Source organism: Polymorphospora sp. A560 (genome assembly GCF_045781765.1).
GTDB lineage: Bacteria > Actinomycetota > Actinomycetes > Mycobacteriales > Micromonosporaceae > Polymorphospora > Polymorphospora lycopeni.
This window is the reverse complement of record NZ_CP122282.1, coordinates 6,141,723-6,164,213: the sequence shown is the minus strand read 5'-3', so window position 1 is coordinate 6,164,213 and position 22,491 is coordinate 6,141,723. Positions and strand designations below refer to the sequence as shown.

Below are 22,491 nucleotides of genomic sequence, written 5' to 3'. Positions count from 1 at the left end.
ACTCGGTGGCCCGGTTTCTGGTGCAGGGCCGGGCCACCGGTGGACCTTTCTGGGGTGTGTAAGAAAAGGGGGTTCCCTCCTTCCCGTGGGACGGCGGGAAGGAGGGAACCCCCTGTTTTCTCAGGTCGTCGGGTAGCGGCTGTATTCGGGGAAGTTGCCGTAGAGCCGGTCGCCCGCACCCACGGTCACCGCCTCCACCAGCAGGTCGCCGCCGACGAACGCGCCCTTCCACGACGCGCCCCGGCCGCCGAACGGCTCCTCGCGGTCGCCGCGCGAGCGCGGCTTGTTGATCCCGACCTTGAACGCCTGGAGGTCGACGGCGAGCTTCGCCGCCTTGTCCTCGTCGTCGCAGGCGAGGCTGGCGACCAGGGCACCGTTGGAGGCGTTCATGGCGGCGAGCAGTTCGTCCTCGGTGTCCACGACGACGATCGTGTCGACGGGGCCGAACGGCTCGGCGTGCATCAGCCGCGACCGGCCGGGCGGGGCGAGCAGCACCGCCGGTGCCACGTACGCGGAGGTGTCCTGCCCGTCCAGGAACGGCGCCCCGTCGAGCCGGCCCCGGTAGAGCGGCACCGCACCGCCCTTGACGGCCTCGTCGACCTTGCGGCGCAGCTCCTCGGCCTTGGCGCCGCTGATCAGCGGTCCGAAGTCGAGTTCCGGCAGCGGGTCGCCGGACGTCCAGTCGTCGCCGACGGCGAGCGGGTGTCCGAAGCGGACCGACCGGACGACGGGCAGGTACATGTCGAGGAACTGGTCGACCAGTTCCCGCTGTACGACGAAGCGCGGGTAGGCGGTGCACCGCTGCTTGCCGTACTCGAAGCCCTTCTTCAGGTGCTTGGCCAGCATGTCCCACTGGGAGAACTCCCAGATGCCCCAGGCGTTGAGGCCCTCCTGCTCGATGAAGTGCCGCTTGTCGGAGTCGAGCAGTGCCGCGGCGACCTTGCCGCCGTTGGAGCGGCCGCCGACGAACGCGACCGCGCCGATCTCGGGGGCCCGGACCAGCACCTCGGACAGTTCCTCGCCGCTGCCGGAGAGCAGGGTGGCGGGCAGCCCGGCGCGGCGCATCAGGGCGTGGGCGACGGACAGGCAGACCGCGCCGCCCTGCGACGGGGTCTTGGCGATGACGGCGTTGCCGGCCAGCAGTTGCACGAGTTCGGCGTGGACGAGCACGCTCATCGGGTAGTTCCAGCTGGCGATGTTGCTGACCGGGCCGGGCAGCGGTTCGCGGCCGTCGGCGAGCATCCGGTCGATCTCCTCGACGTACCAGCGGACGCCGTCGAGCGCCCGGTCGACGTCGGCGCAGGCCAGCCGCCACGGCTTGCCGATCTCCCAGACCAGCAGCATGGCGAGCAGGTCGCGGTTGACGGTCAGTTCGTCGAGGGCCTCGGTGACCCGGGCCTTGCGCTCGGCGAGCGGGGTGGCGGCCCAGTCACGGTGCTCGGCGGCGGCGAACGCCACGGCGGCCCGGGCCGACTCGCCGTCGAGCCGGGGCAGGTTGACCAGGACGGTGTTGTCGATCGGGGTGCGGACCGGGGTCGGGGTGCCGGACGACTTCCAGGACCCCTCGACCAGGTTGCGCAGGGTGTCGCCGTCGAATGCCTCGGGGGCGGCGGCAGCGGCACGGGCGAGGGTGTCCGCCCATGCGGTGCCGTCGGCAAGGCGCAAGGCCATCGCAGTCTCCTCGTGAGGTGTGACCAGAGTTGGCGGCGGCTTCGGTGGCACCGCTGATCTAGGCCGTACTGTGCCGGTCACGAAGAGCAGCGGCAACCGTACGCCCGTATACCAGGACGGATTGGCCGATGCCAACTCTCGATCATGCCGAATGGATCGCCGCCATGCGCTCTCTAAGCTGGGGTGATGCCGAAAATCAATCCAAGATCATAGATGATGCGATGCATCTCACTAAACTGGAAAGCGCTTTCCCTTGACGAGGATCGGGCGCAGTGTCACTACGAGCAGCAACCACCACGGCGGCACCACGGCGAGCAACCCGACGAGCCACGGCAGCCGCCACCACGGTCCCGGCCCGCCCTGCGGCGCGGTCGTCTCCGCCGCCGGCACGATCCAGCCGCCGGCGGTCAGCGACCACACCAGGAACGCGTCGCCGACCGGCAGCAGGCCACCCAGATAGCGCCGCTGCCCACCGCTCTCGACCGCGAACCCGGTGGTCTCGGCCAGCCCGGACAGCGCCGCCGCGGTACGCCGGTCGCCGAACAGCACCGCGTCGCCCAGTGCCACCACGCTCGCCGATGCCGACATGCCAAGGATCAGCGGCCCGGAGTCGACGTCACCGGGCAGGTCGGTGCCGCGCGGGTGCTCGCGTACCCCCGGGGCCCAGAAGGTGGTCGAGGCGAACAGGTCGCGGAAGCGGACCCAGTCGCGGGTCGCGTCCTGGGGATAGACCTCCCGCAGGAACCGCAGCGCCACGGTCTGCGAGGTCGCCCGCGCGCCCTCCACCGGGAAGCCGGTCTCCGGGTCGACCCGGTGGGCCAGCAGTCCGGTCGCCGGATCGCGCCGGGCGTCGGCGGCGGTACGCCAGCGGGCCAGCAGCCCGCCGTACGTGTCGGTGCCGGCCAGGTGGTCGGCCAGCCGTACGGCGGCGATCCCGACCGCGCTGTCGACCGGCCACGCCTGCCCCGGATAGGCGGTCAGGAACGGCGAACCGGTGGCGGCCAGCCGCGTCTCGAACGCCCCGGCCAGCGCGCCGACGTCGGCGGCGAGCCGCTCGGCGTCGTACGGCGCTGCCGTCGGGCCGCCGGCCAGCCGTACCACGCCGCCGCGCAGCCAGCCGCTCCAGCCGGCGTGGAAGACGCCGTACGGCGGGTCGAGGGTGGGGCTGAACGGAGCCCGCCCGGCGTCGGAGTCGAGCGCGTCCAGGGCCCGCCGCGCCTCCCGCAGTGCCTCGTCGCGCCGGGCCGGATCGCGGTCGCCGACGTCGAGCCAGGACAGTCCGTAGAGGACGTACAGGAAGAAGTAACCCTCCGGGAAGAGTTGCTGCATCCGCTGCGCGGCCCTGTCGTCGATGGCCCGGCGCAGGAACTCCAGGCGGGGCAGCGCGTCGGCGGCCACCGCCCGGTCGGAGCGGTCCAGCGGGCTGCGGGCGTGGAGCCGGACCACCAGCACGGTGCCGGCCAGCGTGGCGACGGCCGCGACCAGTGCGACGAGAGCGGCGACCGCCCATCGTGGCCGGCCCGGGCCGGTGGGGGTGCGGCGTTCCGGGGGAGGTGTTCGGTCCACTCCGGCACCGTAGACCTGTCCCGCCACCGGGGGTTCTTCACAAACCCACAATCTCCCGGTTACATTGTCCAGGATCCATGGGAGCGCTCCCGGCCGGTCCTGGTCCCCGACCATGAGCCAGTCGAACGGACCTCCGTCGCCCGAACGGATGACGGGCGGCGGTCGGCCGGGAGCACCCCCACCCGCCACCGCCACCCGGTCGTGCCACGGAAGAGGGGCGGATGCGCCCACATCCGCCCCAGGTGTCCTCCGCTGCGCGTCGCCGCGTGCGGCTCCACGGACAGGAGCAAGTCTAGTGCGCCCAACCTTCGGGCCGGCCTGGCTGAAAGGCCGAGGTGAACGGCCCCTCGGCCGGTGGCGGTCCCGCCACCGGCACGACCCGCCGGCCACCGTCCCCGCCCGCGGCACCGTGCCGCGGCCGACCGCCGGGGTCGCCGTCGCCACGGCGGCCGCCGTGGCCGTGGCGGCCGCCCTCGTCGTCACGGCGACCAACCCGGCACCGGCCACCGCCGCCCCGGCCTACAACTACGCCGAGGCCCTGCAGAAGTCCCTGCTGTTCTACGAGGCCCAGCAGTCCGGCCCGCTGCCGGACTGGAACCGGGTCTCCTGGCGCGGCGACTCGGCGCTCACCGACGGCGCCGACGCCGGACTCGACCTCACCGGCGGCTGGTACGACGCCGGCGACCACGTCAAGTTCGGCTTCCCGATGGCGTTCAGCGCCACAATGCTCGCCTGGGGCGCGGTGGAGTACCGCGCCGGCTACGTCGCCTCCGGCCAGCTCCCGCACCTGCTCAACAACCTGCGCTTCGTCAACGACTACTTCATCAAGGCGCACCCCGCCCCGAACGTGCTCTACGGGCAGGTCGGCAAGGGCGACGACGACCACAAGTGGTGGGGACCGGCCGAGGTGATGCCGATGGCCCGCCCGGCGTACAAGATCGACGCCAGCTGCGGCGGCGCCGACCTGGCCGCCGAGACCGCCGCCGCCATGGCGGCCAGCTCCATGGTCTTCCGGCCCACCGACGCCGCGTACGCCAACACCCTGGTCGGCCACGCCCGCCAGCTCTACACCTTCGCCGACACGGTCCGGAAGTCCTACCACGAGTGCATCACCGACGCGACGAGCTTCTACCGGTCGTGGAGCGGCTACCAGGACGAACTCGTCTGGGGCGCGATCTGGCTGCACCGGGCCACCGGTGAGGCCGCCTACCTGACCAAGGCCGAGACCGAGTACGACCGCCTCGGCACCGAGCCGCAGACCAGTACCCGCTCCTACAAGTGGACGCTGGCCTGGGACAACAAGCAGTTCGGGGCGTACGTCCTGCTGGCCAACCTGACCGGCCGGCAGAAGTACGTCGACGACGCCAACCGCTGGCTCGACTACTGGACCGTCGGTGTGAACGGCGAGAAGGTCCGCACCTCGCCCGGCGGCATGGCCGTCCTGGACACCTGGGGCGCCCTGCGCTACGCCGCCAACACCGCGTTCGCGGCGCTGGTCTACAGCGACAAGACCACCGACGCGACCCGCAAGACCCGCTACCACGACTTCGCCGTCCGGCAGATCAACTACGCGCTCGGCGCCAACCCGCGCAACTCCAGCTACGTGATCGGCTTCGGCGCCAACCCGCCGAAGAACCCGCACCACCGCACCGCACACGGCTCCTGGTGGGACAGCCAGACGGTGCCGGTCGAGACCCGGCACGTCCTCTACGGGGCACTGGTCGGCGGGCCGTCCTCGCCCGACGACGCCTACCGCGACGACCGCGGCGACTACGTCATGAACGAGGTCGCCACCGACTACAACGCCGGCTTCACGTCCGCGCTGGCCCGGCTGACGTCCCAGTACGGCGGCACCCCGCTGCCGAACTTCCCGCAACCGGAGAGCCCGGACATCGACGAGGTCACCGTCGAGACCACGGTCATGCAGGCCGAGCCGCGGGCGACCGGGATCAAGGCGATCGTCTACAACAAGTCGGCGTTCCCGGCCCGCGCTCTCAAGACCTCGAAGTTCCGCTACTACTTCCGGCCCGACGGCACCGGACCGGTCACCGTCACGCCCGGCTACACCCAGGGCTGCCCGTCCCCGACCACCGCCCGCCAGTTCAGCGGCGACGTCTGGTACGTCGAGATCGACTGCACCGGGTACACCATCGCGCCGGCCGGCCAGTCGGCGCACCGGATGGAGGTCCAGTTCAAGATCGGCGTACCGGAGGGTGGCACCTGGAACCCGGCCAACGACCCGTCGTACCAGCCGACGGCCGGGCCGAACCGCAGGGTGACCCTCTACGAGGCCGGTACCCGGATCTGGGGCGACGAACCCGGCACCACCCCGCCGCCCACCACGCCGCCCCCGACGACCCCGCCGCCCACGACTCCGCCCCCGACCACCCCGCCGCCCACGACCCCGCCACCCACGACCCCGCCACCCACGACGCCGCCGCCGGCCGGATCGTGCGACGTCAGCTACGGCACCAACGACTGGAACAGCGGGTTCACCGGCACCGTCACGGTGCGCAACACCGGCGGTACGACGATCAGCGGCTGGACGCTGCGGTGGACGTTCCCGACCGCGGCGCAGCGGGTCACCCAGTCCTGGTCGGCGACGGTGACCCAGTCCGGCGCGCAGGTGACCGCCACCAACGCGGGCTGGAACGGCACCCTCGCCCCGGGCGGCTCGACCTCCTTCGGCTTCAACGCCGAGCACGGCGGCAGCAACCCGAAGCCGTCCGTCTTCACCCTCAACGGCACCGCCTGCACGGTGTCCTGATCGCGCGCCGGCTCCGGGCGGCCGTTCCCACCCATCCGGAGCCGGCCCGACGGACACCGTGCCACCCGCCCCGCCCGCCGTGCCGCCCAACGGGGCGGCGGGCGGGGCACCCCGGGAGCGCGCCGTTCCGCCGCCCGCCGCGCATCGAGCGGCCGTGCCGCCTGCCCGCCCGTCCGCCGCGCATCGAGCGTCGATCAAGGACAAGTCGTCCGACGAACCGGGGCAAGGCGGGCACGCTTTCCCCTTGATCGCGCCAGCGCCAGCGCCAGCGCCACCCCGGCCCGGGTCCCGGCCGGCGCTCCGGTCCGCGTCCCGGCCGGCGCTCCGGTCCGCGTGATCCGGGTGATCAGGGAGCGTGTACCTCGCCACGCCGGAGACACGCGCGATTCAGTCCCTGATCACGCGGATCATGAGGGGGCGCGGACTATGAGGGCGGGGTGCGTCGGCCGTGCTCCACGCAGACCGCGGACCAACCCGCCGGGAGGATCTGGACCTTCATCCGCCGGCGGCACGCCGGGCAGTAACGCGGCGGTTCCAGCTCGCGGGCCGCCACGCACGCCGCGTGGTCGCCCTCGCCCGCCACCTCGCCGCAGCGGTCGCACCAGGTCGCCGGCACCGTCGTCGTCACAGCGTCTGGGAGAGCGCCTTGACCGGCATCTTCAGGTCGTCGAGCAACGCCAGGTCGGCGGTCGCCGGCCGGCCCAGCGTCGTCAGATAGTTGCCGACGATCACCGCGTTGATGCCGCCCAGCAGGCCGTCCCGCGTACCCAGATCACCGAGGGTGATCTCACGGCCGCCGGCGTACCGCAGGATCGTGCGCGGCATCGCCAGCCGGAACGCGGCGATCGCGCGCAGCGCGTCGCGGGCCTCGACCACCGGCCGGTCACCCAGCGGGGTGCCGGGACGCGGGTTGAGGAAGTTCAGCGGCACCTCGTGCGGGTCGAGTTCGGCCAGCTGCGCCGCGAACTCGGCCCGCTGCTCGACCGACTCGCCGAGCCCCAGGATGCCGCCGCAGCACACCTCCATGCCGGAGGCGCGCACCATGGTCAAGGTCTCCCACCGCTCCTCCCAGGAGTGGGTGGTGACGACGTTGGGGAAGTACGACCGGCAGGTCTCCAGGTTGTGGTTGTAGCGGTGCACGCCCATCTCGACCAGCTCGTCGACCTGGTCCTTGGTGAGCATCCCCAGCGACGCCGCGACCTGGATGTCGACCGCCTCGCGGATCGCCGCGACCCCCTCGCGCATCTGCTTCATCAGCCGCGCGTCCGGGCCACGTACGGCCGCCACGATGCAGAACTCGGTCGCCCCCGTCGCCGCCGTCTGCCGTGCCGCCTCCACCAGCGACGGGATGTCCAGCCACACCGAGCGCACCGGCGAGGCGAACAGCCCCGACTGCGAGCAGAAGTGGCAGTCCTCCGGGCAGCCGCCGGTCTTCAGCGACACGATCCCCTCGACCTCGACCTCCGGACCGCACCAACGCATCCGTACGTCGTGCGCCAGTTGCAGGGCCGCCGACAGGTGCTCGTCGGGCAGCCGCAGGATTTCGAGGACGCCGGCCTCGTCGAGGCCGACACCGCCGTCGAGCACCTGGGTGCGGGCGCGGTCGAGGATCTCTGGCATGGTCGTACCCTACAAGGCGTCCTTCTGCCCGGACACCACGTGGGGAGTGATCAGTGAGCGGCTGGCTGGCGGCGCTCGACCGCCGCGCCGAGCTGCGCGCCAAGGCCGGACTGACCCGCCGGCTGCGCCCGCGCGCCGGCACCGACTCCGTGGTCGACCTCGCCGGAAACGACTACCTCGGACTCGCCCGCCACCCGACCGTCACCGCCGCCGCCGGCGCCGCTCTGACCGGGTACGGCCTCGGCGCGACCGGCTCCCGGCTGGTCCGCGGCTCCACCGACCTGCACGCGATCCTCGAGGCGACCCTCGCCGACTGGCTCGGCACCGGGGCCACCCTGGTCTACTCGTCGGGCTACCTGGCCAACCTCGGCGCGATCCGGGCCCTGGTCCGCCCACGCACCCTGCTCGTCTGCGACGCCCACAACCACGCCTCGCTGATCGACGGTGCCCGCCTGTCCGGCGCGCAGACCGTGGTGACCCCGCACGCCGACCCGGCCGCCGTCGACGCCGCGCTGGCCGCCGCACCCGGCCGGCCCGCCGTCGTCGTCACCGAGTCGGTCTTCTCCGTCGACGGCGACCTGGCCCCACTGCGCGACCTGTACGCGGTGACCAGCCGGCACGAGGCGCTGCTGCTCGTCGACGACGCCCACGCCCTCGGCGTCACCGGACCGGCCGGCGCCGGGGCCGTCGCCGCCGCCGGACTCGCCGGCCGGCCCGACGTCGTGGTCACCGCCACCCTGTCGAAGGCGCTCGGCGGTGCCGGCGGTGTGGTCGCCGGCCCGCAACCGCTGATCCGGCACCTGGTCGACACCGGCCGCACCTTCGTCTACGACACCGCGCTACCGCCCGCGGTCGCCGCCGGGGTGCTCGCCGCCGCCCGGCTGGCCCGGGCCGGCGACGGCCTGCGCGCCGAACTCGCCGACCGGGCCGCCACCGCCGTACGCCGGCTGCGGGCCGCCGGCCTGGCCGTCTCCGACCCCGCCGGCGGCGTCCTCTCGATCACCGCACCCGGCCCGGAGGCGGCGGTCGCCTGGGCCGCCGCCTGCCTCGACCGCGACGTCGCGGTCGGCTGCTTCCGTCCACCATCCACACCGGACACCCGGTCGCGGCTGCGGCTGACCGTCAACGCGGGCGTGCCCCGCACCGACTTCGACCGGGCCCTCGACATCGTCGTGGAGTGCGCACCGTGAGCGAACGTAGTGAGCGAGCCGTTTGGTTCAGGGGGTTACACGGTGGTGCCGAGCGGAGCGAGGTGACGCCGTGAGCGAAGGTAGTGAGAGCGAGCTCGGCTGGCGGGGGCCGGTCCTGGTCACCGGCACCGACACCGACGTCGGCAAGACCGTGGTCACCGCGGCGATCGCCGCCTGCGCCCGCGCCGCCGGCCTCACCGTCGCCATGGTCAAGCCCGGCCAGACCGGTACGGCCACCGGCGCGCCGGCCGACGAGGACACCGTCGCCCGGCTGGGCGCCCCGACGACGACCCGTACCCTGGCGAACTATCCCGACCCGCTGGCCCCGCTGGCCGCCGCCCGGGTCGCCTCGCTCGAACCGCTGGAGCTGTACACGGCCGTCGACGCCGTACGCGACATCGCCAAGGAACACGACCTGGTGCTCGTCGAGGGGGCCGGCGGTCTGCTCGTACCGATGGGTCTGCGGCCGTCGGGCGAGGCGTGGACGGTCGCCGACCTGGCGGTGTCGCTCGGCGCGCCCGCGGTCGTGGTGACCCGGGCCGGTCTCGGCACGCTCAACCACACCGCGCTGACGCTGGAGGCGCTGGAGCGGCGCGGCATCCCGGCCGGCGTGGTGGTCGGCGCCTGGCCGGCCGAGCCGCAGCTCGTGCACTGGGCGAACTTCACCGAACTCGTCCCGCATCTGCTCGGGGCGCTGCCGGACGGTGCCGGGACGATGGACCCGGGCGTGTTCCAGCGGTCGGCGCCCGGCTGGCTCACCCCGGCCCTTTACGGGGTGCTCGACGACTGGCGCACCTGGGCCGACGAGCAGTAGGTCAGGCGGCCCGGGCGACGGCCACGGTACGGCGGACCACGAAGCTGTCCGGCATCCGGAACGACAGGTTGTCCGGGCACCACGGCGCCCGTACGACGGTCACGTCGCGTAGCAGGCCGTTGGCCTCGGCGACGACCACGGACGCCTCCATCCGGGCCAGTTGCGCGCCGACGCACCGGTGCGCGCCCGCCCCGAACGCCAGGTGCCGGCGGGAGCCCCGCTGCCCGGGCCGGAACGTGTCCGGTTCGGCGACCACGGCCGGGTCCCGGCCGGCGCGGGCCAGCCACAGCACGACGCTTGTACCGGCCGGCACCGCGACCCCGCCGAGCGTCGTGTCCCGGGCGGCGACCCGGCGCCAGGTGACGATCGGCGGGTCGAGACGCAGTCCCTCCTCGACGACGGCCGCGACGTCGACGGTGCCGGCGCGCAGGCCGTCGAGGACGGCCGGTTCGCCGGCCAGCCGGTGCAGCAGCAGGGTCAGGAACTGCGACGTCGTCTCCTGACCGGCGACCAGCAGGAAGAACAGCGCCCCGACGACCACGTCCGGCGGGTGGCCGGCGGCCCGCAGGTCGGCGGCGAGCCCGCCGCCGGTCGCCGCGAACTCCCGCAGTACGGCGTGGAACCGGCCCACCGTCGACGCCAGCGCGAGCTGCCGGTCCGGGTCGACCGGCGCCCAGAAGAGTTCCAGCGCGCAGCGGGCGAACTCCTTGACCGCGGCGACCTCGGTTCCGTCACCATTCGCGTCGCCGCCGGCCGGCAGGTCGACGAGCCGGGCGAGCACCAGCAACGGCAGGTCGGCGGCGAGACCGGCGTACAGGTCGACGGGGTCGCCCCGGTCGAGCGCGGCCCCGAGCAGGCCGACCCGGCCGCGTACGACGGCGGTCAGCCACGCCCGCTGGGCGTCGACCCGGGTCGGGTGCAGCGCGTCGGCGACGATCGCCCGGATCGCCGGATGGCTGGGGCCGCCGTTGTTGGCCAGCGTCGGCGGCAGCCGGAACCGGTGCCGGGCCAGGACCCGCAGCGCCGCCACCGGCACCGGCGTGACCGCGTCCAGGGCGTTGTCGGGGCGGAACGTGCCGGGGTCGGCGAGAACCTGCCGGACCAGCGCGTGCCGGGTCACCACGAGATGCGTCACGCCGGCGTGGTCGGCGACCGTCGTGACGTCGGCACCGGTCCCCGGGGGCGCCTCCCAACTGCGCAACAGCACGTCGGACAGGCTAGCCGGCCGGTCTGCCGCCGCCCGCCGGGCCGGGCAGTTCCCAGATCGTCGTGTGCTTGACCCGTACGCTCTCCAGCGCCGGCGGCACCGGCACGTCGTACGCGGCCAGCGGCCGCAGCAGCCGGCGGGGCAGGAACGCCCGGTCCGGGTCACCGACCAGCACCCGCGCCCCGACCTTCACCGCCCGGCGCAGGAAGCCGAACATCCGGTCCGCCATCGCCTGGCTGTAGAACGCGTCGCCGACCAGCACCACCTCGGCGTCCCCGGCGTCGCCGTCGAGCAGGTCGGCGGTCTCGGCGGCGACGGTCACGCCGTTGGCCGCCGCGTTGAGCGTCGCCGCCGCCCCGGCGAACGGGTCGACGTCGACCGACCGTACGTGGGCCGCCCCGGCCTGGGCCGCGACCACCGCGACCAGGCCGGACCCGGAGGCCAGGTCCAGCACCCGCCGGCCCGCCACCACCTCGGGATGGTCGAGTACGTAGCGGGCCAGCGCCTGCCCGCCGGCCCAGGCGAACGCCCAGAACGGCGGCGGCTGCTCGCTGCGGAACTCGCCCTCGGTCAGCTCCCACAACCCGATCGGCTCGTCGGCCTGGTGCAGGCTGATCTCGGGTACGAACGGCACGGGGGCCAGCCGGGCGTAGGCGCGGACGAACGCCGCCGGGTTGTCGGACACGCGGCGATTCTGCCCGACCGCCGACGACGCCGGGGGCGGAGGGCCGAACCGGCGGCTCCCGCCGACCGACGAAGCTCGATACGCTGTCGCAAACCCGTGGGGCAAGGGCTTTCCCGGCCCGCCCACCCGAGCGGAGGCACGATGACCGACCACCCCGACCCGGTACGCCTTCAGGTGCGCGGCAGCACCGTCGCCGACTACGTCCTCGCCCCGGACATCGACCCGCGCTGGTCGCCCCGGCCGCACCTGCACCCGGTCCGTACCCTCGCCGGCGTCCCGGTCACCGACACGCTGCCCGAGGACCACCGCTGGCACCTCGGGGTCAGCGTCGCCATGCAGGACGTCTCCGGCACCAACCTGTGGGGCGGGCGCACCTACGTCCGCGACGCCGGCTACACCTGGCTCGACGACCACGGCCGGATCGTCCACGACACCTGGCACGAGCGCCGCCCCGACGGGTTCGCGCAGCGGCTGCGCTGGCTCGACCCGGCCGGCGACACCCTCCTCGTCGAGGAACGCACCGTCGCCGTCAGCGAGGTCGGTCGCGCCGGCACGTACGCCCTCGACATCGCCTACACGCTGACCGCCCCCGCCGGCCGGGACATCTCGCTGGGCAGCCCGGCCACCAACGGCCGTCCCGGCGGCGCCGGCTACGGCGGCTTCTTCTGGCGGATCGCCCCCGGCACCCCGCAGACCTTCACCGCCGGCGCCGACGGGGAGGAGACCGTCAACGGCAGCACCGAACCGTGGCTCGCGCTCACCGGGCGGGGAGCCGACGGTGCGCCGTACAGCCTGGTCTTCGCCGGGCTCGGCGACGGCGACCACTGGTTCGTACGGACCGGGATCTACCCGGGGGTGTGTGTCGCGCTGGCCTTCGAGCGCACGTTGCCGGTCCCGGCCGGCGACGCGGTCAGCCGCCACCACCGTGTCCTGGTCGCCGACGGCACCCTGACCCGCGACCAGGTGCACGACCTCCCCCTGACCCCGTCGTCACGTTGATCGCCACGTCGCCCGGCGCGTCGATCGGGCGCGCCGGGCGACGCGTCGGTCGGGCGCGTCGGTCGGCGCGTCGGTCGGCGCGCGGATCAAGGAGAAGGCGTGCCTGGTTCGTTCGGGTTGTCGCTTCAGTTCTCCCTGATCAGCGCGAGCGCCGGCGGGCCGGGGCGGGCAGCGGGCGGGTTAGTGTCGCGGGGTGATCTACAAGCTGCTCGCCGCCGCCGAATGGGCCGAGGCCCGCGCGCGGGGGAGTTACCCGGGGTCGGCGGTGGACCGGCGGGACGGGTACGTCCACCTCTCCGGCCGGGACCAGGTCGTCGAGACGGCCGCCCGGCACTTCGCCGGCCAGCGTGGGCTCGTCCTGCTGACCGTCGATCCCGGGCGGCTCGGTGCCGATTTGCGCTGGGAGCCGTCCCGGGGCGGGGCGCTCTTCCCGCACCTGTACGCGCCGCTGCCGGTCGACGCGGTGGTACGGGCCGAGGACGTACCCGGGGACGTGCCGGTGCCGGACGCGGTGGCCGCGCTGATCGGCTGAGCCGCCGTCAGACGGCCCAATTGGCTGACGGGCGGGCCTGGTTGGCTGAGCCTGCCGTCAGGCGGGCCTGGGACGGCTGAGCCGCCCTCAGGCGGGCCTGAAGCCGGCTGAGGCGCTTTCGGGCACTACCGGCCGGCGGCCCGGCTCAGGCGAGCTGGCCCGGGTCGATGCCCAGTTCGCGTGCGGCCGACAGCCGCACCCATTCGGTGACCTGCCGCCGGGCGACCACCCGCTCGTGCACGGTGACCTGCACGGCCAGGCCGTCGACCAGCGCGATGATCCGCCATGCCGCGCCGCCGGGGTCGGGGCAGGTGAAGGTCCCGTCGGCCGCTCCGGCCGCGATCACCTCGGTCAGCGCTTCCTTCCAGCGCAGGTCGAGCCGGCGGGACACCTTTTCCAACTCGGGGCTGCGCAGGGCCTCGGCCCAGCCGTCGATCCACAGCGTCCAGCTCTTGGACCGGCCGCCGGACGGTGTGTAGAACCGCAGCAGCTTCTTCAGCTTCTCGAGCGGGCCGGTGCCGGAGCGCAGCAGCGCGTCGACCCGGGCCAGGTCCTGCTCGGCCGCGTACGCGAACGCCTGGGAGAGCAGCCGCTCCTTGGTCGCGAAGTGGTAGAAGACCAGTGCCTGGCTGACGCCGGCCGCCTTGGCGACGTCGGCGGTCCGGGTGTTGGCCAGGCCGCGTTCGGCGATCACATCGCAGGCGACGCTTAGCAGCGACTCGAGGCGTAACTCCGCCGAACGTCTCGTCACGCGGTCACGTTAATCCATGGATGTCACCATGTTGTGTCACATCATCTTCACTTGGTTGAGGGAACAGTCAGCCGGAGCCCGCCCGTGCCAGGTTTTTTCCTTCCATCTCCCAACCCAGGTTCCTAGGATGCCTGTGGGGTGTGCTCGGCCTGACTGAAACGCCAAGTCCATGACCTGCGGCTTTGTGGATCACGGTGGCGGCGGCGCGCCGAGGGGGACCCGAGTTGGCACTTGCCGGCAGGCTCGGCTAAAGTTCTCATCCGTCACCGGGAAACAGCGGAGACAGGCAAGAACAGAAGTCAGCAAGACCTGCAGTACGCGGACGTAGCGCAGCTGGTAGCGCATCACCTTGCCAAGGTGAGGGTCGCGGGTTCGAATCCCGTCGTCCGCTCGGAGATATGCCGCCACAGTCGGGGGCTACCTCGGTGGAGTGGCCGAGAGGCGAGGCAACGGCCTGCAAAGCCGTGTACACGGGTTCAAATCCCGTCTCCACCTCGGCAAGAGCGAGGGCGATTGGCGCAGTGGGAGCGCGCTTCCTTGACACGGAAGAGGTCACTGGTTCAAACCCAGTATCGCCCACCATGTGTATGAGCAGGTCAAACGGCTCGTTACCGAAAGTTCGGTAACGAGCCGTTCCCGTTGTGGTCCTTACGTTGAGGTAAGATCATCTAGATGATCCGGCCGTGTCGGGCTCGGTGCGTTGAACGCATGGTGGGGACATGACGATCGAATCACCCGGGCTCCGACAGGCGCCGGCGCCGTGATCGGGGTGATGACCTGCTGGATCTGATGCCGGTGCGCGGCTGGCCTCAGATACCGCACGAGACCGTAGCGCCTCCGCCGGAGAGCAGGTCGCTTCGGGACCAGCCCGACACGCCGGTTGCACGGTTGTGCAGGTAGGTCCAGCGGGCGCCGTCGTGCCCGATCGTCCAGCAGCGGAACGTCGCGGTCTGACCGGGCTGACCGTGGCCGCGTGAGGTGCAGTCGGAGCCGGGCCCGGTGCGGATGTTGATGCCGGTCCCGGCGAACGTGCCGTTGACCTGCGGCTCGAAGCTGGCGATCCCCTGCGGGCAGGATGCTTGGGCCGGAGCGGCGATCGCCAGCGCGGCGGCGCTGCCCAACATGGCGGCGGCGATCGAGATTCGTACGAGTCTCATGTGGATCTCCTTTCACGTGACGGAACTGTGAGTTCAGCCGTACCGGTGGACGCGGTGTCAGAAGTGGGGATCGAGGCCGCTGCCCCAGCTGTACGAACCGGTGGCGGACAGCTGGAAGTCACATTGGATGTGGTACGACCAGCCGCCGTTGTTCTCGGTGAGGTAGCTGTGGTGCCGGTAGGTTCCGGCGCTGGGGACCCCGGGCCAGAGTTGATCCGTCCAGGTGTACGTGCCGGGCAGGATGCGGCCGGTGTACGTCTGGCATGGTGCCGAGGTGGGGAAGTTCCACCAACCGTAGGTGCCGTCCTCGAGCGTGATCTCGCGGCTGACCAGTGCGATCGGCATCCCGCTGCTCGGCGTGGCGGTCAGCTGTTGGTTCTTCCGGTTGTAGGCCACGTCGGCCGCCTGCGCCGGGCCGGACATGACGGGCGGCATGGCGAGGACCAGGGCCGCGGCGGTGGCCCCGTAGAGTTTCCTTGCCCACGGGCGCATGATTTCCCCTCTCAGCGCTGTCGCTTCGGATAAGCCGACTCTCCTGAGACGAGACTGCCCGTCGCATCCGCACCTGTCGTTGTGGCTGGGCGCACAGGTGTTTAGTCTCCGTGCACGGTCGGCAGCTGCTGGCGAAACTCGGTGGGCGATTGGCTGTAGCGGGCGCGGAACGCCTGGCTGAAATGCGCGGCGCTGGTGAATCCCCACCGGGCGGCGATCGTGTTGATTGTGCGGGCGGCGAGCCGGGGTTCGGCGAGGTCGCGTCGGCACCGTTCGAGGCGCTGTTCGCGGATCCAACCGGCGACGGTGTGCTCCTCCTGCTGGAACAGCTTGTGGAGGTAGCGCACGGAGATGTGGTGCGCCGCGGCGATCACGTTCGGGGTCAGGTCCGGGTTGCCGAGATGGTCGCGGATGAAGGCGTGGATGCGGGCGGTCAGCGCCCGCCGGCGGATGTCCGCGGGGATGACCTTCTGGGTGTCCAGCGCGTCGGCCAATGCCGTGATCAGCACGTCGAGCGTCAGGGTGGCCAGCCGTGCGGTCTCGGCCGGGGTCAGTTCGTCCATCTGGGCGGCGAGCTGCAGCAGGAAACGCGACGACATCGCGCCGATGCCGTGGGCGCCGGAAATGCGGACGGCGCTCAGTTCACGCACTTCCTGGGGAGGAAACGGCAGCAGAGCCCGTGGGAACCGCAGGAGCAGCATCCGGCTCGCCGAATCGTCCGGCCGGAGTTCGGCCAGGTACGGACGCGAGGTGTCGTAGAGAACGAGATCGCCGGCGCCGAACTCCGCGCGTCTACCGTCCTGCGTCAGCGTGCCGCTGCCACTGATCATGCAGCTCACCTTGAACACTTCCGGGTCGGCCTGCCGGATCAGCCGGGGTGTGCGGCGCACCGAGTGTGCCATCGTCGTCATCAAGGTCGCCTGCAGTGGGCCGAACTCGCTGATGCCGACCCGCGCCTCGAATCCGGCTTCCGCCTGCCGTTCCCGGGCCAGGTCGTACGGTACCCAGAGCTTCGCGCTGACCTCGCGCCAGAAGGCGAACCGGTCGCCCGGCGAGACGTCGGCAGTGCTGACAACGTCCATCGACCAACCATAATGGCCAACCTGGGCGGGCCCATCCAATTTCACCCGTCCAGCGGCTGACCGAAGGCATCGAAAAGGGTCGTGCCCTGGGAGAGACCGCTTCGGACCGCCACACGCCCGTGAAGCCCACGAGGGGATCACCCGAGGCGGGAGTGGCATCAGGAACCGGACTGCCGTCCACACGGGCGTGGGCCCAATCCCAAGCGCCATGGGCCACGTGCCGGTGCCCGACCGTCTGGCCGGGCACCGTGATTCCGCGCTTCGCGGAACCTAGTAGATCTGGGAGGCGCTGTACTGGCGACTGCCACTCGCACCGTCCTGGACCCACACGGTCACCCGAACGGTGTCGTTCAGCCTGGGAGTGGGGTAGGCGTGGTTACCTTCGTCGCATTCGTTGAATGAGCCGTTGGCGTCTTCCGCGGTGGCGATGACACGGCCCGTGGTGAGATTCCGAAGCTCGGCCCGTGCACGCATGCCATCCTTCGCGTTGTCGCAGACCGAAAGTTCCCAAGCGTTGTAAACGCTCAGGAATGCCGCCGCCGAGTCGTTGGTGGTTTCGACCACGACTTCGAACATGAGGGCGGCGGTCGAACCAGCCTTGGCGGGGTTTGCGTAGGCGGTGGTCGCGCCCACGGTCAGCAGCATGAGAGTGGCAAGGACGACGGCTCCGATTCGTTGCTTCACTTCGAATCCTCCTGATAGCAGATCGGCCACGCATTAGATGTCGACGACGTTCAGGCGGTGTCGATTCATCGGTGGCATCCCGCTTGATTGGCCGGATGACTCAAGAGTGGTGGGGCGGATTTTCCGGCGCAATGGTCTGCCCTGTTCGGGACGGTCCCGAACAGTCCCGAACACGTACGCCGGGACGACCCGGGGCCTGCTGGGTCAGTCACCGGTTACGGTGGGGCGGTGGGTGTGGCGATCCCTCCGGCGCTGGCGCCGTACGTCGCCTCGTTGTCGGCGTACGACGTCGACCTGGGCGCGCCCGGGGTGCATCGCGGGCTGCCGGGTACGACGCTGACGTTCGTGCTGCCGGTGGGGGAGCCGCTCGATGTCGGCTGGCGCGGTGATGACGCGAGTCGTGGTCGCCGGTGGACGACTCTGTCGGGGCTGCACGCCCATCCGGCCGAGATCCACCATGGCGGGAAGCAGGCCGGGGTGCAGCTTGGGCTGACCACGGCCGGGGCGCGGGCACTGCTCGGGATGCCGGCGGCCGAGCTGGCGGGCTCGCTGGTCGAGCTGGACGTCGTCGTCCCGTCTCTGCGACACCTTCCGGAGCAGCTCGCGGACTGCGCGCCCGGGGCTCGGGCGGCGCTCGTCGCCGACGTACTGCTGGAGCGGTTGACCGACCACGACGAACCGCGAGCCGAGGTCGGTCGTGCGCTCGCGCGGCTGACCCGGGGCGCGACCGTCCAGGACGTCGCCGACGACGTCGGCTACAGCCGCCGCCACCTTGGCACGCTGGTCCGCCGCGAGTGCGGGATGACGCCGCAGGAGGTACGCCGCCTGGGCCGCTTCGAGCGGACCCGTGCCGTGCTGGGGCGGGTGCCGCTGGCCGAGGCCGCGCAGCGGTGCGGGTACGCCGACCAGGCCCACCTGACGCGCGAGTGGGTGCGGCTCGCGGGGTGCCCGCCGACGACGTGGTTGCGCGAGGAGTTCCCATTCCTTCAAGACCTGCATGCCGACGGTGGGGGAGAGTCGGGGGCATGAGCAACGCAGCAGAGATCAAGCTCTGGCACACCATGTCCTTCCGCGACGCCGACGCGATGATCGCCTGGCTGAGTGCGATCGGGTTCGTCGAGCACGCGACCTACCGGGACGAGGCCGACCCCTCGGTTGTCGTGCACTCCGAGTGGGTGTGGCCCGGTGGTAGCGGGGGCGTCATGTTCGGCAGCCAGCGCGCCGGCGGGGCGGTCACCAACGTGGGTGGCTCCGCGGCGTACCTGGTCACCGATGACCCCGACGCCGTCTTCCGGCGTGCCGTCGACGCCGGGGCGACGGTGCTCCGCGAGATGGTCGACCAGGACTACGGCGGTCGCGGTGGGAGCGTGGCGGACCCGGAGGGCAACCACTGGTCGTTCGGGAGTTACCAGCCTTCCTGAGGGCCTGTTCCAGATCCGAACTCGAGTTCACCTTCGACTACGCCGGTTCAGCTCAGTGGCTGTGGTAGAGGGCGTCGATGTCGGAGCCGTGGTGCGCTTCGATCACCTCGCGTTTGATCTTCAGGGTGGGGGTGATCTCCCCGTCGGCCTCGGTGAAATCGTGGGGCAGGATCCGGAAGGTCTTGACCCGCTCCGTCTTCGACAGCGTTCCGTTGGCCTGGTCGACGGCGGACTGCACTTCGCCGCGCAACTGCGGATCGTCGCGCATCGTGGCGACGGAGGCGTCGGGCCGGCCGTGCGCGGAGCGCCAGCGTAGCCATGCGTGCGGGTCGATGGTGACCAGTGCGGCCACGTGGGGGCGGCCGGTGCCGACGAGCATGCACTGGCTGATCAGCGGATGGGCGCGGACGGCGTCCTCGATCGGCGCGGGTGCGATGTTCGTGCCGCCCGCGGTGACGATGATCTCCTTCTTCCGGCCGGTGAGCCGTAGGAAGCCGTCGTGGTCGATATTGCCGAGATCACCGGTGCGCAGCCAGCCGTCCGTGGTGAAGGTCGCCTGGGTGGCGTCCGGGTTGTTCCAGTAGCCCGGAAAGACGACGTCGCCGTGGGCCAGGATCTCGCCGTCGTCGGCGATGCGGATGTCCACCCCGGGCAGGGGGCGGCCGACCGTGCCGATCCGCTGCGCCGAGGGAAGGTTCGCCGTCAGGGTCGGCGAGGTCTCGGTGAGGCCGTACCCCTCCAGCACCACGATGCCGGCGCCGCGGAAGAAGTGTCCCAGCCGCTCGCCGAGGGGCGCGCCGCCGACGATCGCCATGCGGCATCGCCCACCCAGCGCCGCCCGCAGTTTCCGGTACGCCAGCAGGTCGTACCCGCTGCGGGCGAGCCGGAGCAGCACGCCCGGCCCGCCCGGCTCGTCGAGGGCGCGGCTGTAGCGCACCGCCACCCGGTCGGCGGCGGCGAACAGCCGTCCGCGGCGGTCGTCGTCGGCCTTCTGGCGGGCCTGGGCGTGCAGCTTCTCGAAGACCCGCGGCACCGCCAGGATGAAGGTGGGCCGGTACTTGGGTAGCTGGTCCAGCACCTCCGACATGTCGCCGATGTGCACCATCGTGGCCCGGGTCTGCACGATCCCTACCTGGATCAGCCGGGCGAACGCATGCGCGAGCGGCAGGAACAGCACCGTCGACGCCCGCGGGTGCAGCAGCTCCGGCAGCACCGCGACGGCGCTGGTCACGTCGCAGTGGATGTTGCGGTGGGTCAGCACGCAACCCTTGGGGCGGCCGGTCGTGCCGCTGGTGTACACGATCGTGGCCACGTCGCCGCCGGCCACCCGCGCACGACGGTCGTCGACCTGCGCGTCATCGACCGTACGACCCAGGCCGGCCAGGGCGATCAGGTCACCCGATTCGATCTGCCACACCTCACGCAGGGCTGGTAGGTCCAGTCGCAGCCCCGCGACCATTTCGGCGTGCGCGGGTGTCTCCACGACGCAGCCCACAGCCGCGGAGTCCGAGAGGATCCACGCCACCTGATCAGAACTGGCGGTGTCGTAGATCGGCACGGTCACCGCCCCGATCGCCCACAGGGCGTAGTCGACCAGGGTCCACTCGTACCGGGTGCGGCTCAGCAGTGCGACCCGGTCACCGTGCCGCACCCCCGCGGCTAGGAATCCGCGAGCGATGGCCAGGACGTCGTCACGGAACTGCCCGCACGTCACCGACAGGTCGCCGTCTTCCCGTACCTGCCGCCGCGCCGGCCACGCCCGCGACATGGGGGCCGGCCGTACGAACTGCACTGCCTGCGGAGCCTCCGCGGCATTGATCCACACCTGCTCCGCCAGGCCCCGCAGCACCGTCCCGACATCCGCCGATGCGACAGCACCGCCCCGCACATCCACCTCCGCTACCCCTACCGCAGCGCCGATCGCGGCAACTGCCATCCCGCCCATCCTGGCGTCGTACGTGGGCCTCGACGGCCGAATCGGCGGAACCGATCCGTGGCGCGGGGACGCATGCTAGCCAGTCGGCTCCTGGTGTCCACTCGGCGTCCAGTCGGAATCCAGTCGGTGCCCGCACCATCACCGGTAGCCCTTCCGTAGCCGCAACTGTCGGTTGCGTGAGCGGTATCGGCCCCGTCGTACCGACCAGTTGGCCCGACCACGTGGTGCCGCAGGGACAGCAACCGCCGGGCTGGAAGGAGGTTCACCGTACGCGTTCCTGAGCCATCGCGAAATGTCGACGGATGTCGACCCCACGCACCGCGGCTACGACTGACTCGCGATCTACAAGGAGCCTCATGAAACCGCGACAATCACGACTTCTTCGTCTTCTCGTCGTGTTCACCGCCTTGCTGATGGGCCTCACCATCGGCGCCACGCCGGCCGGCGCACAAACGCCCGGCCCACGCGCCGCGTTCAGCGACTCTTCTGCCAAGCCAGCCGATGTCGTTGTGCAGGCACCCGGCGCACCGATCGTCTGCCACGTCAGCTATGGCAATGACGTCACCGTGTACGACGGCTTCCTCAACGTCACCTGGTCCGTTGCTTGCCGGTGGACCGACGACGGCCAGTTGGCGACCGAAACCCGCGCCATCTACATGAGGATCGGCATTGCCCAGCACGGCGCTGTCCTCGCCCCGGTCAAGACCTGTCTGCCGGAATTCGGCCCGTCCGGGACCTGCAGCCACAGGGTGCCCTTCAATGGAGTCTCCGGGCACGTTCAAAGCGTGATGGAAGCCACGGTGACGTGGAATGACGGCTATCAACCGATCTTCGGAGTGTTCGCCTCCCCCGGCTCCATCGTCACCTGAACCGTCACCTCCGCTGACGAGCCCTCCCGGAGCGGACGTCGACAGTGGGTCCGCCATCGGGAGGGCTTCGGCACGCGGAAGTTCAGCGGTCGCAACCGAACACCGGCCGCACCGCCGCCGTGATAGACCGCGTCGCGCACCACTTCGTGGCCGCCGGCCAGCCGGTCGTCGCCGCAGCGCTCGTACTCACGGCAAGCGATGGGACTCTCAGCGACCACCGGGATTGAGCAGTTCCAGCGCCAGGCGCTGGAGTTCCGGGCCGGCCTTGTCGGGGCTGCCGGTGTCGAAAGGCGGCTGCGGGTCGTACTGGACGGTCAGTTGCAGCGCCTGGGCGATCCGGTCATCGGCGAGCTTCGCGGCGAGATGCAGGGCCATGTCGATTCCCGCGGACATGCCGGCGGCGGTGATGATCCGGCCGGACTCGACAAAGCGGTGCGGCACAAAGGTCGCGCCGAACTGGGCAAGCTGCGTCTGGACCCCCCAGTACGTCGTCGCCCGCAGCCCGCGCAGCAGGCCGGCCGTACCCAGAACGAGGGCCCCGGTGCAGACCGAGACGGTCCACGTCGTTCGCCGGTGAAGCTGTTGGATCCACCCGATCATCGCGGGATCCGCCTGGACGCCGCGAACATTCCCCCCTGGTACCAGCAGCACGTCGGCCCAGCGCACGTCACGCAGGGTGTGGTCGACGCCGAGGGTGAGCACCCCGTTGTCCGAGCGCACCGGGCCGGTCCGCTTGCCGACGGTGAGCATCGAAGCGCCCGGCACCCGGCACAGCACCTCGTACGGGCCGATCGCGTCGATCGGCGTGACCCCGTCGAAGAGCAGGACCGCGATACGCGGTCGTCGGGCCGGCCCGTCCGTACCGGTGCGCCGATCAGCGCCGGCCGGAGCGGCGACGCCGGTGGCGGCCAGCCCCGCACCGACCCCACCGGCGGCCGCGGCCCGCAGCACCGTCCGCCGTTTCACGTCCACAGTGAACATCGAGTACCTCCTGATGCCAGGGAACAGATCGCTCATCGGTTTCCCGTCCGCCGTGGCCGCCGGGGAG

General features: G+C 71.7%; 20 protein-coding genes, 3 tRNA genes and 1 pseudogene. 11 read left to right on the top strand and 13 right to left on the bottom strand.

The genetic code is table 11. The features are described 5' to 3' along the window. Positions 1-120: 120 nt before the first annotated feature. Together QCD66_RS27945 and QCD66_RS27940 are read right to left on the bottom strand one after the other, a co-directional pair. Positions 121-1,671, bottom strand: a complete 1,551-nt coding sequence (locus QCD66_RS27945; RefSeq protein WP_375735878.1) for an aldehyde dehydrogenase family protein — start codon at positions 1,669-1,671, stop codon at positions 121-123. 231 nt (positions 1,672-1,902) lie between these two features. Continuing rightward, entirely contained in the window at positions 1,903-3,237 is a 1,335-nt protein-coding gene (locus QCD66_RS27940; RefSeq protein ID WP_364207683.1) for a hypothetical protein, read from the bottom strand. A gap of 409 nt (positions 3,238-3,646) precedes the next feature. Here QCD66_RS27940 and QCD66_RS27935 point away from each other — a divergent pair, with 409 nt between their 5' ends. After that, positions 3,647-6,004, top strand: a complete 2,358-nt coding sequence (locus QCD66_RS27935; RefSeq protein WP_407567261.1) for a glycoside hydrolase family 9 protein — start codon at positions 3,647-3,649, stop codon at positions 6,002-6,004. A gap of 424 nt (positions 6,005-6,428) precedes the next feature. On the opposite strand, the pseudogene QCD66_RS27930 reads toward QCD66_RS27935, so the two are convergent. After that, positions 6,429-6,626 (bottom strand): annotated as a pseudogene (locus QCD66_RS27930) (hypothetical protein); the annotation flags it as partial. A gap of 2 nt (positions 6,627-6,628) precedes the next feature. Further along, positions 6,629-7,624 (bottom strand): biotin synthase BioB, encoded by a 996-nt coding sequence (gene bioB, locus QCD66_RS27925; protein ID WP_375735879.1) that lies wholly within the window; start codon positions 7,622-7,624, stop codon positions 6,629-6,631. Between the two features lie 53 nt (positions 7,625-7,677). On the opposite strand from bioB, the gene QCD66_RS27920 reads away from it, so the two are divergent. Then, positions 7,678-8,814 (top strand): aminotransferase class I/II-fold pyridoxal phosphate-dependent enzyme, encoded by a 1,137-nt coding sequence (locus QCD66_RS27920; protein ID WP_407566852.1) that lies wholly within the window; start codon positions 7,678-7,680, stop codon positions 8,812-8,814. Positions 8,815-8,884: 70 nt separating this feature from the next. Continuing rightward, a complete protein-coding gene (bioD, locus tag QCD66_RS27915) occupies positions 8,885-9,628 on the top strand; it encodes a dethiobiotin synthase (RefSeq protein ID WP_364207675.1) in 744 nt (247 codons plus the stop codon). A 1-nt stretch (position 9,629) separates the two neighbouring features. Here the strand turns inward: bioD and QCD66_RS27910 are convergent, their stop codons facing one another. Beyond that, a complete protein-coding gene (locus QCD66_RS27910) occupies positions 9,630-10,844 on the bottom strand; it encodes a cytochrome P450 (RefSeq protein WP_375735031.1) in 1,215 nt (404 codons plus the stop codon). Position 10,845: 1 nt separating this feature from the next. After that, positions 10,846-11,520, bottom strand: coding sequence for a methyltransferase (locus QCD66_RS27905; RefSeq protein ID WP_375735000.1), 675 nt, complete (start codon positions 11,518-11,520; stop codon positions 10,846-10,848). A gap of 141 nt (positions 11,521-11,661) precedes the next feature. On the opposite strand from QCD66_RS27905, the gene QCD66_RS27900 reads away from it, so the two are divergent. Both QCD66_RS27900 and QCD66_RS27895 read left to right on the top strand, forming a co-directional pair. Next, positions 11,662-12,519, top strand: a complete 858-nt coding sequence (locus QCD66_RS27900; protein ID WP_375735001.1) for a PmoA family protein — start codon at positions 11,662-11,664, stop codon at positions 12,517-12,519. Positions 12,520-12,712: 193 nt separating this feature from the next. Then, complete coding sequence (locus tag QCD66_RS27895; RefSeq protein ID WP_364207669.1) at positions 12,713-13,051, top strand: DUF952 domain-containing protein; 339 nt, start codon at positions 12,713-12,715, stop codon at positions 13,049-13,051. Between the two features lie 145 nt (positions 13,052-13,196). On the opposite strand, the gene QCD66_RS27890 is transcribed toward QCD66_RS27895, so the two are convergent. Then, a complete protein-coding gene (locus QCD66_RS27890; RefSeq protein ID WP_357536213.1) occupies positions 13,197-13,802 on the bottom strand; it encodes a TetR/AcrR family transcriptional regulator in 606 nt (201 codons plus the stop codon). A 318-nt stretch (positions 13,803-14,120) separates the two neighbouring features. On the opposite strand from QCD66_RS27890, the gene QCD66_RS27885 reads away from it, so the two are divergent. The 3 genes from QCD66_RS27885 (at position 14,121) to QCD66_RS27875 (ending at position 14,384) form a co-directional block, all read left to right on the top strand. Then, positions 14,121-14,193 (top strand) — tRNA-Gly (locus tag QCD66_RS27885). A 33-nt stretch (positions 14,194-14,226) separates the two neighbouring features. Continuing rightward, positions 14,227-14,297 (top strand) — tRNA-Cys (locus QCD66_RS27880). A gap of 12 nt (positions 14,298-14,309) precedes the next feature. Beyond that, positions 14,310-14,384, top strand: a tRNA-Val gene (locus QCD66_RS27875). 227 nt (positions 14,385-14,611) lie between these two features. Here the strand turns inward: QCD66_RS27875 and QCD66_RS27870 are convergent. The 4 genes from QCD66_RS27870 to QCD66_RS27855 all read right to left on the bottom strand — a co-directional run bounded on the left by QCD66_RS27870 (position 14,612) and on the right by QCD66_RS27855 (position 17,217). Continuing rightward, positions 14,612-14,959, bottom strand: a complete 348-nt coding sequence (locus tag QCD66_RS27870; RefSeq protein WP_375735002.1) for a hypothetical protein — start codon at positions 14,957-14,959, stop codon at positions 14,612-14,614. A gap of 57 nt (positions 14,960-15,016) precedes the next feature. Beyond that, the gene (locus QCD66_RS27865) at positions 15,017-15,451 is read right to left on the bottom strand and encodes a hypothetical protein (protein ID WP_364222148.1); all 435 of its coding nucleotides are present in this window, start codon (positions 15,449-15,451) and stop codon (positions 15,017-15,019) included. A gap of 101 nt (positions 15,452-15,552) precedes the next feature. Then, positions 15,553-16,533, bottom strand: a complete 981-nt coding sequence (locus QCD66_RS27860) for a helix-turn-helix domain-containing protein (RefSeq protein ID WP_364222151.1) — start codon at positions 16,531-16,533, stop codon at positions 15,553-15,555. A gap of 270 nt (positions 16,534-16,803) precedes the next feature. Beyond that, on the bottom strand, positions 16,804-17,217 hold the full coding sequence (locus QCD66_RS27855; protein WP_375735003.1) for a hypothetical protein: 414 nt from the start codon (positions 17,215-17,217) through the stop codon (positions 16,804-16,806). A 228-nt stretch (positions 17,218-17,445) separates the two neighbouring features. On the opposite strand from QCD66_RS27855, the gene QCD66_RS27850 reads away from it, so the two are divergent. Both QCD66_RS27850 and QCD66_RS27845 read left to right on the top strand, forming a co-directional pair. Continuing rightward, the gene (locus QCD66_RS27850) at positions 17,446-18,246 is read left to right on the top strand and encodes a helix-turn-helix domain-containing protein (protein WP_375735004.1); all 801 of its coding nucleotides are present in this window, start codon (positions 17,446-17,448) and stop codon (positions 18,244-18,246) included. Continuing rightward, positions 18,243-18,638, top strand: coding sequence for a VOC family protein (locus tag QCD66_RS27845; RefSeq protein WP_375735005.1), 396 nt, complete (start codon positions 18,243-18,245; stop codon positions 18,636-18,638). Before QCD66_RS27850 ends, QCD66_RS27845 begins: the two co-directional genes overlap by 4 nt. Before the next feature lie 52 nt (positions 18,639-18,690). Here QCD66_RS27845 and QCD66_RS27840 read toward each other — a convergent pair whose 3' ends face one another. Next, positions 18,691-20,583, bottom strand: coding sequence for an AMP-dependent synthetase/ligase (locus QCD66_RS27840; protein WP_375735006.1), 1,893 nt, complete (start codon positions 20,581-20,583; stop codon positions 18,691-18,693). Positions 20,584-20,930: 347 nt separating this feature from the next. On the opposite strand from QCD66_RS27840, the gene QCD66_RS27835 reads away from it, so the two are divergent. Next, complete coding sequence (locus tag QCD66_RS27835; protein WP_375735007.1) at positions 20,931-21,443, top strand: hypothetical protein; 513 nt, start codon at positions 20,931-20,933, stop codon at positions 21,441-21,443. Positions 21,444-21,650: 207 nt separating this feature from the next. On the opposite strand, the gene QCD66_RS27830 is transcribed toward QCD66_RS27835, so the two are convergent. Then, positions 21,651-22,424, bottom strand: coding sequence for a DJ-1/PfpI family protein (locus QCD66_RS27830; protein WP_375735008.1), 774 nt, complete (start codon positions 22,422-22,424; stop codon positions 21,651-21,653). Positions 22,425-22,491: the final 67 nt, after the last annotated feature.

Bases quoted from the DNA above. Each gene is read 5' to 3' on its own strand.
- QCD66_RS27945 (WP_375735878.1), bottom strand. From the start codon at position 1,671: ATGGCCTTGCGCCTTGCCGACGGCACCGCATGGGCGGACACCCTCGCC.
- bioB (WP_375735879.1), bottom strand. From the start codon at position 7,624: ATGCCAGAGATCCTCGACCGCGCCCGCACCCAGGTGCTCGACGGCGGT.
- QCD66_RS27900 (WP_375735001.1), top strand. From the start codon at position 11,662: ATGACCGACCACCCCGACCCGGTACGCCTTCAGGTGCGCGGCAGCACC.
- QCD66_RS27870 (WP_375735002.1), bottom strand. From the start codon at position 14,959: ATGAGACTCGTACGAATCTCGATCGCCGCCGCCATGTTGGGCAGCGCC.
- QCD66_RS27865 (WP_364222148.1), bottom strand. From the start codon at position 15,451: ATGCGCCCGTGGGCAAGGAAACTCTACGGGGCCACCGCCGCGGCCCTG.
- QCD66_RS27860 (WP_364222151.1), bottom strand. From the start codon at position 16,533: ATGGACGTTGTCAGCACTGCCGACGTCTCGCCGGGCGACCGGTTCGCC.
- QCD66_RS27845 (WP_375735005.1), top strand. From the start codon at position 18,243: ATGAGCAACGCAGCAGAGATCAAGCTCTGGCACACCATGTCCTTCCGC.
- QCD66_RS27840 (WP_375735006.1), bottom strand. From the start codon at position 20,583: ATGGGCGGGATGGCAGTTGCCGCGATCGGCGCTGCGGTAGGGGTAGCG.
- QCD66_RS27835 (WP_375735007.1), top strand. From the start codon at position 20,931: ATGAAACCGCGACAATCACGACTTCTTCGTCTTCTCGTCGTGTTCACC.
- QCD66_RS27830 (WP_375735008.1), bottom strand. From the start codon at position 22,424: ATGTTCACTGTGGACGTGAAACGGCGGACGGTGCTGCGGGCCGCGGCC.